At 66.7% G+C, this 16,531-nt stretch carries 11 protein-coding genes; 2 read left to right on the top strand and 9 right to left on the bottom strand.

The features are described from left to right. Positions 1 to 9 precede the first annotated feature (9 nt). The 9 genes from OPIT5_20760 to OPIT5_20720 all read right to left on the bottom strand — a co-directional run bounded on the left by OPIT5_20760 (position 10) and on the right by OPIT5_20720 (position 14,339). Positions 10 to 1,335 (bottom strand): hypothetical protein, encoded by a 1,326-nt coding sequence (locus OPIT5_20760; GenBank protein ID AHF92318.1) that lies wholly within the window; start codon positions 1,333 to 1,335, stop codon positions 10 to 12. Positions 1,336 to 1,461: 126 nt separating this feature from the next. After that, positions 1,462 to 2,928 (bottom strand): lyase, encoded by a 1,467-nt coding sequence (locus tag OPIT5_20755; protein ID AHF92317.1) that lies wholly within the window; start codon positions 2,926 to 2,928, stop codon positions 1,462 to 1,464. Between the two features lie 385 nt (positions 2,929 to 3,313). Further along, a complete protein-coding gene (locus OPIT5_20750) occupies positions 3,314 to 5,269 on the bottom strand; it encodes a rhamnogalacturonate lyase (GenBank protein ID AHF92316.1) in 1,956 nt (651 codons plus the stop codon). Between the two features lie 80 nt (positions 5,270 to 5,349). Further along, positions 5,350 to 5,961 carry a hypothetical protein gene (locus OPIT5_20745; protein AHF94561.1) on the bottom strand — a complete coding sequence of 204 codons (612 nt, stop codon included), beginning with the start codon at positions 5,959 to 5,961 and terminating at the stop codon, positions 5,350 to 5,352. Between the two features lie 138 nt (positions 5,962 to 6,099). Next, a complete protein-coding gene (locus OPIT5_20740) occupies positions 6,100 to 7,572 on the bottom strand; it encodes a hypothetical protein (protein AHF94560.1) in 1,473 nt (490 codons plus the stop codon). A 580-nt stretch (positions 7,573 to 8,152) separates the two neighbouring features. After that, complete coding sequence (locus OPIT5_20735) at positions 8,153 to 8,854, bottom strand: tRNA ligase (GenBank protein ID AHF92315.1); 702 nt, start codon at positions 8,852 to 8,854, stop codon at positions 8,153 to 8,155. Positions 8,855 to 8,876: 22 nt separating this feature from the next. Further along, positions 8,877 to 10,505 carry a sugar ABC transporter substrate-binding protein gene (locus tag OPIT5_20730; GenBank protein AHF92314.1) on the bottom strand — a complete coding sequence of 543 codons (1,629 nt, stop codon included), beginning with the start codon at positions 10,503 to 10,505 and terminating at the stop codon, positions 8,877 to 8,879. Next, positions 10,502 to 11,377: a hypothetical protein gene (locus OPIT5_20725; protein ID AHF92313.1), complete on the bottom strand. Its 876-nt coding sequence runs from the start codon at positions 11,375 to 11,377 to the stop codon at positions 10,502 to 10,504. The genes OPIT5_20730 and OPIT5_20725 overlap by 4 nt, the downstream gene beginning before the upstream one ends. Before the next feature lie 148 nt (positions 11,378 to 11,525). Next, complete coding sequence (locus tag OPIT5_20720; GenBank protein AHF92312.1) at positions 11,526 to 14,339, bottom strand: hypothetical protein; 2,814 nt, start codon at positions 14,337 to 14,339, stop codon at positions 11,526 to 11,528. A 197-nt stretch (positions 14,340 to 14,536) separates the two neighbouring features. Between OPIT5_20720 and OPIT5_20715 the strand changes: the two genes are divergently transcribed. After that, positions 14,537 to 15,583, top strand: a complete 1,047-nt coding sequence (locus tag OPIT5_20715) for a hypothetical protein (protein AHF94559.1) — start codon at positions 14,537 to 14,539, stop codon at positions 15,581 to 15,583. Positions 15,584 to 15,618: 35 nt separating this feature from the next. Continuing rightward, entirely contained in the window at positions 15,619 to 16,509 is an 891-nt protein-coding gene (locus OPIT5_20710; protein ID AHF94558.1) for a hypothetical protein, read from the top strand. Positions 16,510 to 16,531 lie beyond the last annotated feature (22 nt).

Here is a 16,531-nt window from a genome sequence, read left to right as displayed (position 1 = left end):
GCATTCGCCTCACCGCACCACCCGGACTGCCGGGGGCGCATCCTCGTTCTCTTTCGGAATCGGCAGATGCTGCCAGGAATGCTCCCCTGTCTTCACGCGGATGTAATCGTTGCGGGTGCCCAGCCACTCCGATTGCGATTTCAGGTAAGCCTGACCGGCTTCTTCGCCCAGCTGGCTGATGATCTGCGCTCGCGTCTCCTCGATCAGTTGCACGACCGCTTCGCGCCTGACGGCGGCGGACAGCGACTTGTCCTCGACGATCTTCTTTGCCTCCTGTCCCACCGTATCGCGCAGGTCATGGATCCGGGAGGCGGCGGCAGGCTCCAGGCCCAGCCTCTCCGTCAGGCGGAGCAGATTGCGATACTCCCAATCCTGCGAGCGCTCGTAGTCCTTGTAACGTTCTTCGCCCAGCACGGCCTTGATCTGCTCGCGCAACCCCTTTTGCGCCTCGTTGCGCGCCCGCCAGTATTCCTGGTCGGCGTTGTTGCGGCCCGGATACTTTTCGTCGAACGCGCTCTGCAACTCGTGCAATGCGCGGAACTCCTCCTCGGCCGGAGAGAAGGCCGCGAGGTTCCACTTGAGCTGCTGCGCCGTCTGCGAGGAGCGCAGGTCATACTCGCGCAATTCGGCCGGCGTGAGGATCCCGGCCAGTTCACGACGCTTCTCCGCTTCCAGATACCGGATTTTCTCCTCGTCGGCCGGCAGCGTGTAGCCGCGCGACTCGCGGCGGATCTGTTCGATCATCGCGCCGTAGTCCTCGCTGATGTCGCGCGCCAGAGCGCGTTTCTCCGGCGGCACCGGGTTGTCGTCCGGCTTCGCGGACGGGTTTTCACCGAGCAATTCCTTGCGCAGCGCCGCCTTCTCCCGACGCAGGTCAAGCCGGGCCAGGCGCTGTTCGAGCGTGAGCCCGTCATCGCGATAATAATCTTCGCGACTTTCCCAATACTGCCGCTCCTCGCGCTTCGGCCTGAGCGCCTCTTCCCGCGTGCGATACCGCTCGTTGATCTCGGCATTGATGATCGCGCGGACGAACCGGTCGGGCACGCCGGCCTTGCGGAGATTTTCCGTGTAAGTCGGCAGATCGGCGCTGACGGCGGCGGCGAGCGCATCCGCCGCCGGCAACTGCGCGCGGGCCTTCGCGCGAGGCGACGAGGACGATACCGGGGCGGAAACACCGCCGGGTGAAGCCGCCCCGTAAGGCGCTGCCGGACGGAGCGTCACATAACCGACCAGAGCGGCATTGGCCGCGAGTGACAGGGAAAGGAACAGGGCGAGGCGTGAGGGTGACATGGCAGGAGCGGGAGAGATTGCGGGAAGGCGCGAACGCCGCGGCAATCGCCACAACAAGCAGATTCATATCACTCCCGACCGCCTCTGCAAGGGCGGAGAGACAGCGGCGGAAAGAGGCGCGGGCTTCCCGGCAGGCCGTCCGGAGCGGGCAGGACGCCCGCGCCACACCCTTCACTCTCCGGGAAGCTCCAGGCGCAGGTAGTCGTACATGACATTCCGGAACGGAGCGCCGCCCGCCTGCTGCTCGAGCTCCAGCACATTGCGCCCGGTGTGCAGCCGTGTGGCCGCAAACTTCACATCCCGTGCCGAATACTGGCCGTGAATCCCGGCCCGCGCCACCGCGTTGTCTCTGCCAAACCAGTTGCTCTCGCCGACCTCGTTGCCATTGACGCGCACTCGCAAGGATGCGTTGTGCGCCCCGGCAAAAGCCAGCCGCAGCACCGCTTCGCCTTTCGCCGGCGACGAATCGAGGTCGAAGTTCACCCGCCAGGTCGTGCCCGCCCACGCACCGTCCGGGCGCTGGCGGGTGACCTGCGCAAAATTCCAGTCACGCCGCGGATCGCTCTCGCCGATCGTGTAGGTCACATCGTCCGGAAAGTCCTTCGGGTAAGCGAGCCACAGACCCCACTGCCGGTGGTCGTCGCCGTGGCGAAACTCGCGCGCCGTGCGGTCCGGCCGGCCGATCTCCCAAGCCTGCCGCCCGTAGCGCACCGGCGTCCAGACCTGTTCGCCCAGGCGGGTTGTGCCCGTCGCACCTGCGGTCACCTCCACACCATCGAGCCGGAATTCGCCGAGCACACCGTCGACGAATGCATAAAGCGTATATCGCCCGGGGCGCACCGCCGGGATCGCGAACCGGCCCTCCGCGTCGGCCCGCGTCCAGTACTGGTAACCCGTCGACTGCTGCTGCCAGTCCGGCGACGGCGCGGCCAGGCCCACCCACGCGCCGGCAGCCGTCTGCTCCGGCGCCTGCGAGTCGCGCACCACGAGGCGGCCTTCAGCCCGGCCGCGCGCGGCGGCCGGCGGAAACGCCGGGTGCTCCACCCACGCCGGAGGCCAGGCCGCCCGCTCCGCCTCTGCCTGCCGCACGGCGGCGGCCCGCAGCGTTTGCGGATTGCCGCCTTCATTGAACCAGATCGCCCAAGGACCGTAGAATTTTTCCCACACCTCGCCCTGCGGCACGCTCACGCCCGCCGCCCCGTAGTGCCCGCAGGTGAGAATTTTCAGAAGAATGCGCTCCCAGTGGGCGGTGTTGTGCTGTTTGGTCGGCCCGCCGTTCTGGTCCTCCGTGCTGCCGTAAAGAATCCAGCAGCCGAGCTTCGTGCCGGAACCGGCCCAGCCGTGCACAAAATGCTCACCGGCGTCGGTGAAATAGTGATACTTGTCCGTCACCCTGCCCTTCCACGGGCCGTCCGTGAACCGCAGCGATTCTTTCGGTCCGAGCGCCTCGACCGGCGTGGCGGCAGGCGGCAGGGTATGCGTGCGCTCTTCGTCTACCGAAATCGTATCAAAAAGATCGTCGCGCAGCCGCATCACAAAACGAGACTGCGCAAACGCCGCCTCCGGATACACAGCCGGATGCGAAAAGACGGCAAATATCCGCAGCGCCGGTTCGCCCGGCAGCAATGCGTAGTGCAGCGTCACATCGAATGCCGGCCCCCCGCCTTGCCCGGATTTCCAAAGCTGGACCAGCGCGATTTCGGCGCGGCCGTCGCGGCCGGAGCGCGGATCGGCATGCACCTCCAGCCTCACATCGGAAAGGCGGCGACTCTGTCCGTCGTGCCAGTCAAGATACGCCGGCTGCGACAGCACGGACTGTCCCCGGTATCGAAGCTCCAGCAATTCGCCTGTGCGGCGTGCGATGGTCGCCGAGATGATGCCGTTGGCCAACACCACCCGGTCCGCCTGCTCGTCAAGTATGACGGGAGCAGGAGCCGGAACAGAAACGGGGGTGCCTGCCATCGCGCACGCCGCCGTCTGGACGAGCAGAGATACCATCGCCCATGTAACCAAATTACGAATACTATTTTTCATTTTTCCGTGTATTTTCCACGAAAGGCTCCTGCGGATTTTCCATGCCATGACCGACGAAGAAGGAAGGATGCGGCGGCTGGTTGTAGCCGACATTCTGCCCGGCGAGCGCGGCCCGATACTGGCGATCCTGGAGAAACGTGCGCAGGCGGCCGGCGGCGGGCAGGGTCGTCGTGAAGAGCAGGAGCGCGGTGCTGCCGGTGTTGCGCCAGACGACCTCCTCGCGCCAGTCGCCGAGGATGTCGCCGGCAAAGGCCGGCGTGGCCTTGGTGCCGTTGTTGGCCGCCGCGCCCCAAACCGAGGTGTCGAGCAGGACAGAAAGGCGCGAGGCGACCGGATCCCATTTGCTGATTGTCGTGCCATCGAGGAGTTCGCGCAGCGGGTCGGCATCCCACCAGACGCCGAAGTTGACCGGCATTTTTTTCGGTTTTTGAGCGATCACCTCGCCGGCCGCCGAATAGATGTTACCGTTGTTGGTCGCCCACGCCTCGGCGCCGGGATGGCGGGGATCGATATCCATGATGACGCCGCGTCCGACGTCGCGGGTGGCTGGAGTGGACCAGAGAACCTCACCCGTGGCGGCGTCTCGAAAGGTGGTGCCGGTGCCGCCATTGCCGGCAATGTTTTCGTGGACCGCGTAAACCTGGAGGCCGGGACGGGTTCGATCGAACTTGCCGACGTGGAGAGCGTCTCCATGACCGAGGCCGGTGGCGTAGCGTCCGGTGCCGTCGGCGTTGATCGCCATGGACCCGTAGACGATTTCCTGACGGCCGTCGCTATCGACATCGGCCACGGAAAGCTGGTGGTTGCCTTGGCCGGCGTAGCGGGAGAATTCGGGATGGCCGAGCGTGTCGAAAAGCCAGCGGCGGGAGAGGCGCCCGCCGCGCCAGTCCCACGCGGCCACGGCGGTGCGCGTGTAGTAGCCACGCGCCATGATGAACGAGGGTCGCTCGCCGTCGAGCCATGCGAGCCCGGCGAGGAAACGATCCACACGATTGCCGTAACCGTCGCCCCACACCGCCTTGAGCTGATCGGGCGAGGGATTGCGGGTCGCCGGATGCCGCGGCACCACCCACGGAACGGTGGCGAGCGCGCCGCCGGTGAGGCCGTCGAAAACGGTCAGGTATTCCGGACCGGAAAGGATATAGCCGGCCTCGTTACGATAATCGGCATCGGCGCGGTCTCCGGGCAGCAGGACCGGCCGGCCACGGCCGTCGAGAGTGCCGGGAGCAGTCTTGACGGCGAGTTCGGCACGGCCATCGCCGTCGAAATCGTAAACGATGAACTGCGTGTAATGCGCGCCCGCCCGGATATTGCGCCCGAGGTCGATGCGCCAGAGACGGCGGCCGGCAAGGGTGACGCCGTCAAGGTACACGTTGCCGGTGATGCCGGCCTGCGAATTGTCCTTCGCATTGGAAGGGTCCCACTTGACGACGAACTCGTAGCTGCCATCGCCGTCGAGGTCGCCGATGGAGACGTCGTTGGCCGCATAGGTGTAGCTCTCGCCCGCCGGAATTTTCCCCGCGGGAGGAATCTCCAGCGGAATGCGGAGAAAAGGCTCCACCGGCGCATGAGCGGGAAGGACGAAGGGGGCGCTTGCGGGCTGTTCGACGCCGCCGCTCACCGGGCGAACGAACCAGGAAATGCCTGTCGAAAATGCCTTCTCCGGCAGTGTGCCGTGCCAGTCGGTGGTGGCGACGAGCGGAGTGTCGTTGAGCCTGACGAGAGCCCCTCCACTGACAGAGTGGTATAGGTTAAATCCGGCGTCGTCCGGGTCGGTGTCGAGGAACCGCCAGCCGACGTAAACCTCCGTGTCTCCCGTCCGGACGGCCACGAGGCCACGACCAAGGTTTTCCCCGGTGCCAGGACCGGCGGCAAGGAGAGAAACCTCGCCGGTGGCCAGCAGGAGGCCGACAGCAAGCGACGGGAGACGTCGCCAGAAAGACATCACATCCATCGGGGAAAAAGCTGGCGCGGGAACAGTCTGCGGTTCCCGGCGCCAGAGGATCTGATCATGATCGGGAGGATTCAATCCAGCGAGGTCCAGCGGTCAGCGTTTTTCTCGATGTCATCCCATTTGATCCGGGAGACATGCCCATCGCCGAACGCAGCGTTGATCCCCGAGCCGTGACGATCTTTCGGGCTGGAGAAAAGCGGCTTCACATTTTCCGCAAGATCATCGAGGGAGCTGAAAACTTTGGTGCCCGCCGAAGAATCGCGGTCGAGCATCAACAGGAACTGCGAGGGCGCCGGATGCATGTAGAACGGGATCGCTTGCTCGTTCGCCTTGCCCGAGCCGATCCGGGGCCGGGCCAGCGCATAGGAGACAGGCTTGTCGATGGCATTTTTCTCCGCCGGGCATGTACGAAAGTTTTGCTGCACCTGGGTGCCTGACAGGTAGCGGACGTAGGGGTGATTGTCTATTTCGTTGCTGGCGGCATCCCACGACACGGTTTTATCCGCTCCTTTGTATTTGGTCACATAATACCCCTTGTTATCGTTTGCAAAAAGCGTGATTGCCTGCGCCCATTGCCGCAGGTTCGAGGCGCACTGCGTGACACGCGCCGTTTGCCTGACCTTGCTCGCCACCGGAATGAGAATCCCGGCGAGGACGCCGATGATCGCCACGACCGTCAGCAATTCGATGAGAGTGAAAGCCTTCGTCCGGGGGCCGTGAAACCGCGACGGGCGAAAGCGATGCAGCGAGGATGTAGTTGAAATAATATTACGCATTTATGTTCTCTGCCTGTAATTCTGTTATACTCCGAAAAAACCGTTTCAGCCGCGGGCTCCCGCTACGCGACGCCTGGCCAGCAGGGCGCAGAGCAAGCCGGCGCACCCGATCAGCCCGGCCACCGTCGCGGGTTCGGGGACCGCGCCGCCGACCACCAATTCACCCGTGCTTTCGGTAAGGAGCACTGACAGCCCCTGGAACACACCCGACCAAACACCGTTGCCTGCGCTCGTGAGAAACACGGTGGTCAGCGACTCGCCTCCAAGCGAAACCGAGGTGAACGAACCGAGAATCACCGCCGCCTCTATCGTCTCGAAGAGCGTGTAAGTGCCGGCCTCGATGCTATCCGTGAAAAGGATGTCCAGATCCCCGCCATACGTCAGCGTGCCGGCCACGCTCACGCGGTCGTAGCCGGTCGAGCGGACGGAAAGGAGCGTGGTGCCGGCGAGCGTCAGGTTGGATGCGAAGGAGAGCGTCCTGCCTCCGCCCAGGAGGATGCCGCCCGCCTCGATGGTCGTTGCACCCCCGATCGTGCCGGCGCCCGTCAGGATGCCGCCGGAGGAAACCGTCACATCACCCGCGCCAATCGAGCCGTCGACGCGAAGCGCGCCCGCCTCGACCACGGTGGCCCCGGTGTAGGTGTTGGTCCCGGAAAGGGTGAGCGTGCCGGTGCCGACCTTGGTGAGTTTTGTCGAAGTGCCGCCATCCTCGATCACGCCGGAAAAGGTGCTGTCGGTGTTCCGGTTGCCGATCTTGATATTGATGGTTCCTGTACCACCACTGCCGCCGGTCGTGCCGCCGCGCAATGTACCCGCGCCCTCGAGGGCACCCAGTTCGATCGTCACGCCGTCGGCGTCGTTGGTGTTGCCGTTGTAGAAAAGCACGGCGCCACCCTCAATGTTCCAGACGGCGTTCTTGCCGGTGGAGAGATAACTGCTGCTCTCCGTGAAGCGGTAATTGAAACCGCCCCGGGCCGAGGTCAGCGTGACCGTCCCGGAGTAGCCGGAAAGGTCTCCGTTGAACGTCAGCGCCGCGCCCACCGCATTGCCGTTCGACAGGATGAGTTCTGCGTCGGAATCGCCGGTAATTGTGCTGGCGAGTACATTGGACCGGCGATAGAAATTGATGGTGTTGGCGCCCGAAACCGAAATGGCATTCGTGACGGTCTGTGCCGTATCGTAAGTGGAATTCAGTATGCCGCCCTCCAGGTACAGCGTACCCGAGCCCAGCGCCGTGCTCCAGGCAGAGGTGATCGTCAGGATGCCACCCTGGATCGTGGTGCCTCCTGTGTAAGTGTTGGCCCCCGAGGTCAGCCTCAATTCGCCCTCGCCCGTCTTGGTGATGCCGCCGCTGCCGCTGATGACACCGCTTTGGGTGGCAGTGCCCTCGTCGATCCGGAGCGTCGTCGGATCGTTGGGCGCGGTCGTGTCGATGCCGTCGGATCGGGTCTGTTCGTCCTCGTAGGTGAGGGTCGTCTGCGCGGAGAGACCGGAAGCGACGAAAGAGAGTGTAGCCAACGCGAGAGAAAAGGCCCGGAACGACAGAGGGTGGCGCCCAGACCGTGTACGATTTTCTGATTTCATAATGACAACGTTATGTTTTGTTTCATGGAGTCCCCGCTTTCCGCAGAGCGCGGCCGGGGGAGCCTCGTGTTGTCACGCAGGCGATTAAAAAGAGGATCCGGACCAAGGTGCCCGGGAGGTAGCGGAATGGACAGGATGTGGCGGTATCTCCCTGCTCGGGAAACCCGTCTTCAGGCACCGTTCACCGCTTGTTTCCGGAAGAAAGATTCCTGTCATCTGCCCTGCGCCCATACCTCATTTATCTACTATCCATACCAAAACACTAATCTATGCGCCGGTAAAGGACACGCACCGCTCTCCGAATTGACATTTCCGCTCACCATAAAAACCGGATTCCTTGATTCGGATCAGGCTTCATCAACCTGATAATAAGATGGTAATCATACTACTCAAGTGCGGGAGTATTCCCTCAAAACCAGAATATTAATGATCGACTGGCACCGGTATATTCCAAAAATCGGTATTTGTGGCTAGCGACCATAAATACCCGGTACTCCGGGCCGGAGCGACGTGATCAAGCCGTTCCGCTGCCGGACTCCCGCCAGACGGTTACGGTTGTCCCGCCGCAGTGAGCAAAAGTCAGTTCCAGCAGCCTCGCCAGCGCCGCCTCCAGCACTTCGCCGGAGGTGTCGGCGTGGCCTTGCAGGATGTAAAACGCCTCCGTCGTCGTTTCCGTCACCCGGGTTTTCTCGACCTGCTTGTAGTCGAGCCGGCACAGGATCTCGTTGCTGCCGTCCACGTAACCGTATTCGCCCGCCGGCACCACCTCCGGCGCGCTCGCCCCGAGCGGGACGAATCGCTCCGACCCGTCCGTGAGCCGCAACGCAATGTCGCCCTCCACTCGCGTCACATCGTGGGCGCCCAGTGCGAGGCGCGTCTCCAGCGACACGCAGTTGTAGATGTCCACCAGCAGGTTGATCGAGGGGATGATGCCCTTGCGGCGGAGCAGCCGCACCAGCGCCTCGGAAGCCGCCGGGAAGTGCTTGTTCGAGCGACCCACCTTTTTGTGCAGCGTCCGGAAACCGGCCAGCACGGGATCGTTTTCGACAAAATCGTCGTCGTACACCTCGCGCAGACGCCTGGCGAGGTCGGCCTTGTACGCCTCGAAGGCCGGATCGCTCCGGCGATTGGTCAACCCCGCGAGGTGGACGAACACACCGCGGACGCCGAGCGCCCGCACCTCGTCGGAAACGTGAAATCCGGTCGTGACAGCCATGGGACGATGCCACCCTGGCGGTTCACGGCGCCTCGCGCAACTGATACCAGCCCGCCTCCTGGTCGAGCATCGCCTCGCGCAGTTCGGCGATCCGCTCCGCGCGTTCGCCGGTGGCGGTCCTTTCGTCCGTGGCGGCAAAGGCCACCCGCACGTCCGCCGCGCGCAGCGTCGGCAGACGCGCCTGCGTCGCCCGGGCGAGATCGCGCCGCAACGCAGGCTCCCAGCCCGGTCGCACCGCCGCCACGAACGTCTCCACCGCCGCCGCGCCGTCGCCGGGTTCGCCGCCGCGATTCACCAGCCGGTAAAACTGCTGCTTCATCAAGAGGGCGGTGTTGCCGCCCGGCAGGCCGTTCATGACCACCGAAAAACCCGCCGCCGCACCATCCGTGCGCGGCAGGAACGGCTCCATCTCCTCCGGCACCGGCACCCCGACGATCGCCGGCAACCGGCGACTGCGGATCGTGAGCCGGCGGCTCGCCTCGTAACTCGTCAGGTAGCGCAGGAAATCGATCGCCAGTTCCGGATGCGCCGAGGTCCGCGCCACCGCCAGCTCCGCGCCGAAGCCGGCATTGGCTTCCGAATACGGTCCCGACGAAAACTCGCCCCAGTAGCCCTCGCCGCGTCCGGGGAAGGGAAACCGCGCCACGCCGACCGGGAAACCCGCTTCCTGGAGCACCCCGGCGTTGTCCCAGCTTCCCGCGACGAGAAACAGCGAACGCCCCGTCACGAAGGTAAACTGCGCGTCCTCGCGCTCCTGCGTCAGGTAGCCCGGCGGGCACAGCGCGGCCACCTCGGCCCACGCCTCCAGCAACCGGCGCACCGGCGGATCGTCCAGCGACCAGCGCCCCTCCAGCGCCGCGCGCGCCACGTCGGTCATTTCCGGCCGCAGCGTCCGCGACGGCGTGAACGGGCGCGCCAGTTCGCCGGTGAAACTCTGCGAGAGGAAATCGAACAAAAACCCCGCGTATGGTCCGCTCGCGGCCAGCGGCACGATGGCCCGCCGCCCGTCCGGGCCGGCGCCCTCCCCTGCCCGGTCCGCCGACCACGCCTGCGCCGCCCGCCCGACCTCCAGCAACGCCGCGAACGTCGCCGGCGGTTTGTCGCGGCCGGTCACGGCGCGGAGGAGACTGCGGTTGTAAAAAAGGCGCAGCGTGTTCACCTGCGACGGGATGCCGTACGAGTCGCCCAGCGCCGCCGAGTAGCCCGTGCCTCCGCTCAGCCCGTCCACGAACGTATCCCGCCAAGGGATACCTTCCAGCGGCGTGCCACGGTTGTAGGGGTTGGGTGATTCCACCCAGGGAGAGAGTGCGAGGTAATAGCGGCCCAGCTCCAGGTCGCCTGTGTCCTTGCCGATCTGCATGATATCCGGCGTGGTGCCGCCCGCCCACTGCGCGCGCTGCCAGGCCGACCACGCCCGGAGCGGCACGGCGTCCTGTTTCACACGCACGCCCGGGTTGAGGTTTTCGTAGGCGGCGATGACCTCGTCGAGCCCCTCGCGCATGCCCGCGTGGATCATAAAATGACCGAGGTGAATCTCCCTCACGCCGGGATCGGTCCGCTCCCGCGTGCGCCGCATCTGCTGCCAGCTCGCGAGCACAAAAACCGCCGCCAGCAGCGCCAGGCCGACAAAGGGTACGAGCCTGCTTTTCACCGATGCGCCTCCTTTCCGCCCGCCAGCGGGCCGACGGGTGTTGAAACTCCGGATGAATCGCCATCCGCCTCACCTCCCGGCTTGCCTTCCAGCGCGGCCAGCCGCTCGCCGATCGCATGCACGCGCGTATCGCGCCGGGCCAGTTGCAGGAATTTCCGGTAACTCTCCCGGGCCAGCGCCAGGTCGCCCCGCTCCTCGGCCAGTTGCCCCAGCGTCACGTAAAGCGACGCCTGCCGCTGCTGCTGGTGAAACCCGATCTGCGCCGCCTGCTCCAGATGTGCCGATGCCTCCCCGATCCCCAGCCCCCAACGCAGCCGGGCATGGCCGATCACGTAACGCAGGTCGCGCTCCGCCTCGGGCGATGTGACCCGGGCGAGCAGCGCCTCCGCCGCCGCCAGCCGCTCCGGCCGCTCCGCCTGCGCGTTGTCATACAAAAGCCCCAGCGCCAGCGTCGCCGCGCCCTGCTGCGCGAGCGGATGGGCGCGGTGGTGTTCCAGCAGATCGGCATGGATCGTCCGCGCGCCCGCGCCGTCGCGCGGTTCGAGGTGGAGGCCGAGAATCCGCGCCTCAAGGTAGCGGGCGGCCACGAAGGTGTCTTCGGAGATGCCCGGGCGCGCGGAAAGCGCGCGCACACCGGCCAGCGCCTGGCGGACGTTGTCCTCCGTGCGCGGCTGCACGCCGAGCAGCACGGCAGCCTGGAGCAATTCGCGCGTTTCGGCGGCGTCGGCACTTTCGACGCCGGTCCCGGCCGCCTGGCGGAGCGCCTGCCGGGCGGCGTTGAAATCGAAACGCGCGGCCAGTTCCCACGGCGAATCCTGCGCGCCGCAGGACAACGCGAGAAGGAAGGCGAACAAAAGGAAAAGCCGTTTCAAGGGAGCGACCGGTGCCGGTTAAGGAAATCAGGACGAAGTGATGGCATGACAGGGAGCATTCCCCGCGTCGACCTGTTCCGGCCGCCTTCGGACGAGGGAAGCCGGAACAGGCGGAGCGAGCGCACGGGGGATACGAAAAGCGGATTTGTCATCCAGGCGCGTCTGTCGGGGCCGGCTCCACGCCTGCCGGCATCCGGTCGCCGACGAGGGCGAGACACTGGATGGCCGCGAGACCCCACTGGGCGGTGGCGTTGGTGCCGAGGCCGAAACTCTCCTCCACCGGATTGAGCACCGCCGGGCCGACAATCGCGCGCGGATGCAAGTCGTCGTGTACGCCGAGACCGGAGCGGCCACTGTAAAACTCCTGCCATGCCCGCGCCGCCAAATCCGGGTCGGCCGTACTCCGCGCCGCCCAGGCCGTGAGACGCGCATGTGATTCGCGCAGGTTCAGTCTGCCGAGGTCGCGGCCGAGAGCCGCTCGCTGCTCGTCGGCGCTTGCATTGTAAAGCCGGCAATACCGCAACCACGCCTCGCGGAAGGCCGGCACGTCCACGAGCGAAACCAGCTCGGAACAAATCTCCGCAAGGCCGAAAACCGCATTGAGGTGCGACACGGAAATCCGCGCCTCCGTCTCCACCGCAAACTCGCCCGTATCCAGATTGAAACTTCCGCCGCCCGCCAAAAACCCGGTCGGCTGTGCGGCGATGGTGCGCATGCCCGCCAGCAGCTTGTCGCGCGCCCGCGTGTCGCCCGTGCGCTCCCACTCCGTCAGCCAGGCCGCGGCCAGCGAGCCCCAGTCGGTGCCGAAACCCACGCTCACGGCGGAGCGCGCCGGCGGCGGGATCGGCTCCTTCCGGATTTTGCGGAGAGGATCGAGCGTCAGGAACGCCTCGTCGGCATCGACCAGTTCGTGCAGCAGGTCGCCGGTGCGCTCGTCGGCGGTCAGGTAGTAGTAAAAACGCCGATACACCGCCGTGCTGATCCGCAGCTGCTTGGCCGAGCAACCCCAGTGTTGCACGTTGTGCCGCGTGCCCAGCCCCCGGAACCGGCCGAGGTGATACACGTCCACTTCGCCGGTGTGGCGGGTCATCGCCTCGGCGAGGCGGAAAACGTCCGCCCGGCCCGAGCGCAGGAAGGTGTACCAGAGCCAGAGATCGGGCGAGAGCTCGGAGTTGTCCCACGCGTAGCCGCCCACGTCGTAACGCCATTCGTGGCGGTCGCGGTCGTAGGTGTGCATCACGTCGCCGTGGTCCCAGAAGCCGTACCAGCGGCGCTGCTCGACCTGCCTGGCATAGAGAGCGAAGAGGTGGTCGAGCTGGTCCTCGAGACGCGCCTTTTCCGGCGCGGAGCGGTCGGGCAGACTCCAGTCGCCAAAAACGCCCGCGGCGCGCAGGTGCGCCGGTGCGGCGGCGATCACGCCCGGCTGCACGAGCGCGGCGGCCAGTTCCGGGAAACGCCCGCGCGGCGGCGTCGCCTCCAGCGCGTGGAAAAAAAGTTCGCTGGTGCGGGCGATGCCGTGCGGCGTGCCGAAGCCTTTTTCGTAATCCTCGTAGGTGATCTCCAGCCCCTCGCGTTCCTTTTCGTGCGTATCCATGCCGAGGCCGTCGTGGTAAAAACGCAGGTCCATCGCGGGCGCTTCGGGCGACCAGAGCCAGTTCGTGACCTCCGCCGCCTCGCCCGCCTCCTGCGCCGCGCCGCGGATGTCGATCTGCACCGGGTAACGTTGCCAGAAATACCGCTGCCCGAAAGCGAAGCCGCCGGAGGGTCCGCCGAGGTACGCGAGGCCGGACGCGCGCCGGCCCGAGGCGGCCTGAATCCAGGCGTGGCCCGGTTTCGTGCGCTTGCGAATCCCGAAACCGTCGGCGGAAAGCTGGCTCAGCGTGTAATCGCCCCACGCCGGGATCAGGTCGAGGCGCGACGACACGCGCTTGTCCCAGGCGGAGAGCGGCGGCGTGGCCAGGCCGGCCACCTGGGCGGCGCGCACTTCCTTGCCGGGATCGCGCCGCAGGCCGGTGACGCCCCGCACGGCCTCCGCCCAGAGCCCCGCGCCCTCGCCGGTGAAGCGCACATGGCGATCGTGCGGCGCATCGCGCAGCGGCACATCGAACCGGATGCCCAGCCCGCGGATGAAATCCCGGTGCTCGTCCCCGTCGTAGATAAACGTGTGCACCATCCGCACCGTCTCGCCGCTCGCATGGAAATACAGCCGCACCACAAACGGCAGCCACGCGCGCCCGGCCTCGTTGCGATGACTGCCCTCCAGCCTCACCACGGCGCGCACCGGGCCGTCCTGCTCGATCGCGAGCGAAGTCACCTCGCCGGCAAATGCTTCCACTGCGACGGCCGCAGCCGCGTCCGCATCGGGCGCGTCCGCCTGCCGCAACGCCACCAGCCGGCCGGCCCGGGCGATTTCCCGGCCGTCGCGGAGGATCGTCGCCACCAGCACGCCGCCCCGGCGCGGTATCCGGCAGGTGATGACGCCGGTGGAAACCTCCACCGCGTCGGCCGATTCCGTCACGGCCACCGGCTGCGCGGGTGCGGCCGGCGCGGCGCCCGCCAGCAGCGTCAGCGTTTGCGCCTCACCGTCCCGGCCTGTCGCCGCGCCGGCCGGGATCGCGTGGCCGGTCCACTTCAGCGATCCGTCCGGCCAGGTCGCCAGCGGCCAGGTCTGCACCGGCACGGCCGCGCCGGCTGCCGTGCGCAAGGCAAAGGGCTCCCCCGCCTTCACCTCGCCGCGCGGCCAGGGCACGCCCCAGGCTGCGCCCGGCTGCACGGCCGGCGGCGCACCGTCGAGCCAGCGCAGCGAAGCCCCGCCCGGCGCAACCGGCGCGGAAACGGGCACCGCCGGCGGCAAAGCGGAGGACGCGGCCGGCTGCGCCCGCAACAACGAAGAGGCCAGCGGCAGGGAGGCCGCGGCGAAGGCGGAATTTTTGATAAAAGCCCGGCGAGTGAGAGCGGACATGGCTGAGTCTGAAAAACGGTGAATCCGGTGAACCGCCGTCGCGGAATCGCGGCAACAGTGCCGGCGCAGCGAATCATCCCGCAGCGGGCCGTCGTCGGCAAACGTCAGGCGGCGATAATCCTGTCCGGCATCTTTCATTTCGCGGCCCTTGCGCCGGCGGCGCCATCCTGGCTGAATCTGACTGTCAGACTGTCACCATGCCCGACTCGCCACTCTCGCTTCGCGCCTTTTCCCGTTTGCTGGGTTTGTCCCGCACCACCGTGTCGGAAGCCCTGCGCGGCAGCCCCCGCGTCAAATCCGCCACTGCGCGCCGCATCCTCGAGGCCGCGCGTGAAGCCGGCTACCGGCACAATCCGCTGGCCGGCGCGCTCATGTCCGAGATGCGCCGTTCGCGTTCCGGCACGTTTCGCGGTGTCATCGCCTTGCTCGATCCCGACGGCCCCGCCGGCCGTCCGCCCGGCTCCGCCCGTTTCCACGGCGAACTCGCCCGCGGGGCCTCGTTGCGCGCCGGCGAGCTCGGTTTCAAGACCGAGCTGTTCTCGCCCGGGCTGGGCCGCAACCGGCTCTCGCTCCGGCGCCTCGGCGAGGTGTTTCTCGCGCGCGGCATCCGGGGCCTCTTCATCCTGCCCGTCCGCGAGGAGCCCGATCTTTCCGCACTGGACTGGAGCCGCTTCTCCGGCCTCTATGCCGATCACGTGATCGCGCGTCCCGCCCTGCATACGCTCTGCTCCGATCACCACCGCGCCCTGTTCCTCGCGCTCGACCGGCTTCACGCCCTCGGCTACCGCCGGCCCGGCCTCGTGCTGCACCGCTCCCACGACGCCCGGCTCCTCCATCGCTGGGAAGCCGCCGGCCGGATCTGGCCGGCGTATTACGGCGGCACGCGGCGCAAACCTTCGCCGCTGATTCTGGACCGCCCCGAGCAGGCCGCCTTCACCCGCTGGTTTCGCGCCACCCGGCCTGACGTCGTACTCGGCCACGACCCCGTCCTCCTCCGGTGGATGACCGCCGCCGGCGCGCACGTGCCGCAGACGCACGGTTTCTGCTGCCTCAACCTCACCAACAGCGAGCAGCCTTGCGCCGGCCTCGACCTGCAACCCGCCACGCTCGGCGCGCGCGGCATCGAGCTGCTCGCGGGACAACTCCTGCGCAACGATTGCGGCATCCCGGCGACCGCCTCGGCCACCCTGCTTCCCGCCCGCTGGGTGGACGGACCGACCGTGCGGGCACCGCAGAGCGATTGACTTTCCACCCGCCGGCGAACACCTGTTCGCACGCAATGCTGCGCTATCTGGCCGCCGGGTACAAAGACTTCTCCGTCGAGGCGATCGACGTGAGCTCCCGCTTCAACTGGGAGTTTTACGCCAACCTCCGGGGCCAGCTTCGCCCCTCCTTCTACGACCTGCCCGATCCTCCCCTTTCCGGCCCCACACTCTGGGTTTTCCCGCCCGAAACCCTGCACGGCTGGGTCTCCGAAGCTCCTTTCGAACGGGTGGTGTTCCACTTCCCCTCGGTCCCGGATGCCATCCGCGAGGCCTGCCGCGAACCGCGCCACCTCTCCTCCCCGCTGCGCAAGCCCGACATCACGTTTCTCCGCAACCTCGCGGCCTCGCTCCAGAACCATTACCGCAATCCGACGCCGGTCTCGCTGCTGCTCTTCGAGCGCGCCCTGATCGACCTCAGCCTGATCCTGCTCCGCGAACACAAACAGGATACCGGACTCCCGCTCGAAACCCTCGCCGTCGAACGCGTGGAGCGCGCCGTCGACTGGTATCTCGCCCATCTGCACGAACGTCCCACGCTCGATGCGCTGGCCGCCGCGGTCCACATCTCCCCCGCGCATCTGCGACGCCAGTTCCGGCTCGTGCACGGGCGCAGTCCGCATGAGGTGTTCATGCAGCTCCGCCTCGACAAGGCCGCCGGGCTACTCGCCGGCACCGACGAGACGCTGGACGTCATCGCCCCGCAATGCGGGTTCAACAGCACCAGCGATTTTTGCCGCGCCTTCCGCCGGCACTACAAGGTCTATCCCAACACCTGGCGCACCTGGCTTTCCGGCCTGGAGCAGGACGCCCGCGGCAAACAGCTCGAACGCCTCATCGCCCGCAGCGGCGTCGCCGCGCCCTCCGGCGTGCCTCCGCCGGCTGGCGGCGATGTCGCGAAAAACTGACAGTCCGATTCCGTTTCACCAG

The sequence above is a fragment of the Opitutaceae bacterium TAV5 genome, assembly GCA_000242935.3.
In the GTDB taxonomy this organism is placed as follows: Bacteria; Verrucomicrobiota; Verrucomicrobiia; order Opitutales; family Opitutaceae; genus Geminisphaera.
Note: the sequence above shows the minus strand (reverse complement) of the source record. Positions and strands in the feature narration are given on the sequence as shown.

Excerpts from the sequence above, each read along its gene's own strand:
- OPIT5_20750 (AHF92316.1), bottom strand. The coding sequence starts at position 5,269 with ATGTCTTTCTGGCGACGTCTCCCGTCGCTTGCTGTCGGCCTCCTGCTG.
- OPIT5_20735 (AHF92315.1), bottom strand. The coding sequence starts at position 8,854 with ATGGCTGTCACGACCGGATTTCACGTTTCCGACGAGGTGCGGGCGCTC.
- OPIT5_20720 (AHF92312.1), bottom strand. The coding sequence starts at position 14,339 with ATGTCCGCTCTCACTCGCCGGGCTTTTATCAAAAATTCCGCCTTCGCC.
- OPIT5_20715 (AHF94559.1), top strand. The coding sequence starts at position 14,537 with ATGCCCGACTCGCCACTCTCGCTTCGCGCCTTTTCCCGTTTGCTGGGT.
- OPIT5_20710 (AHF94558.1), top strand. The coding sequence starts at position 15,619 with ATGCTGCGCTATCTGGCCGCCGGGTACAAAGACTTCTCCGTCGAGGCG.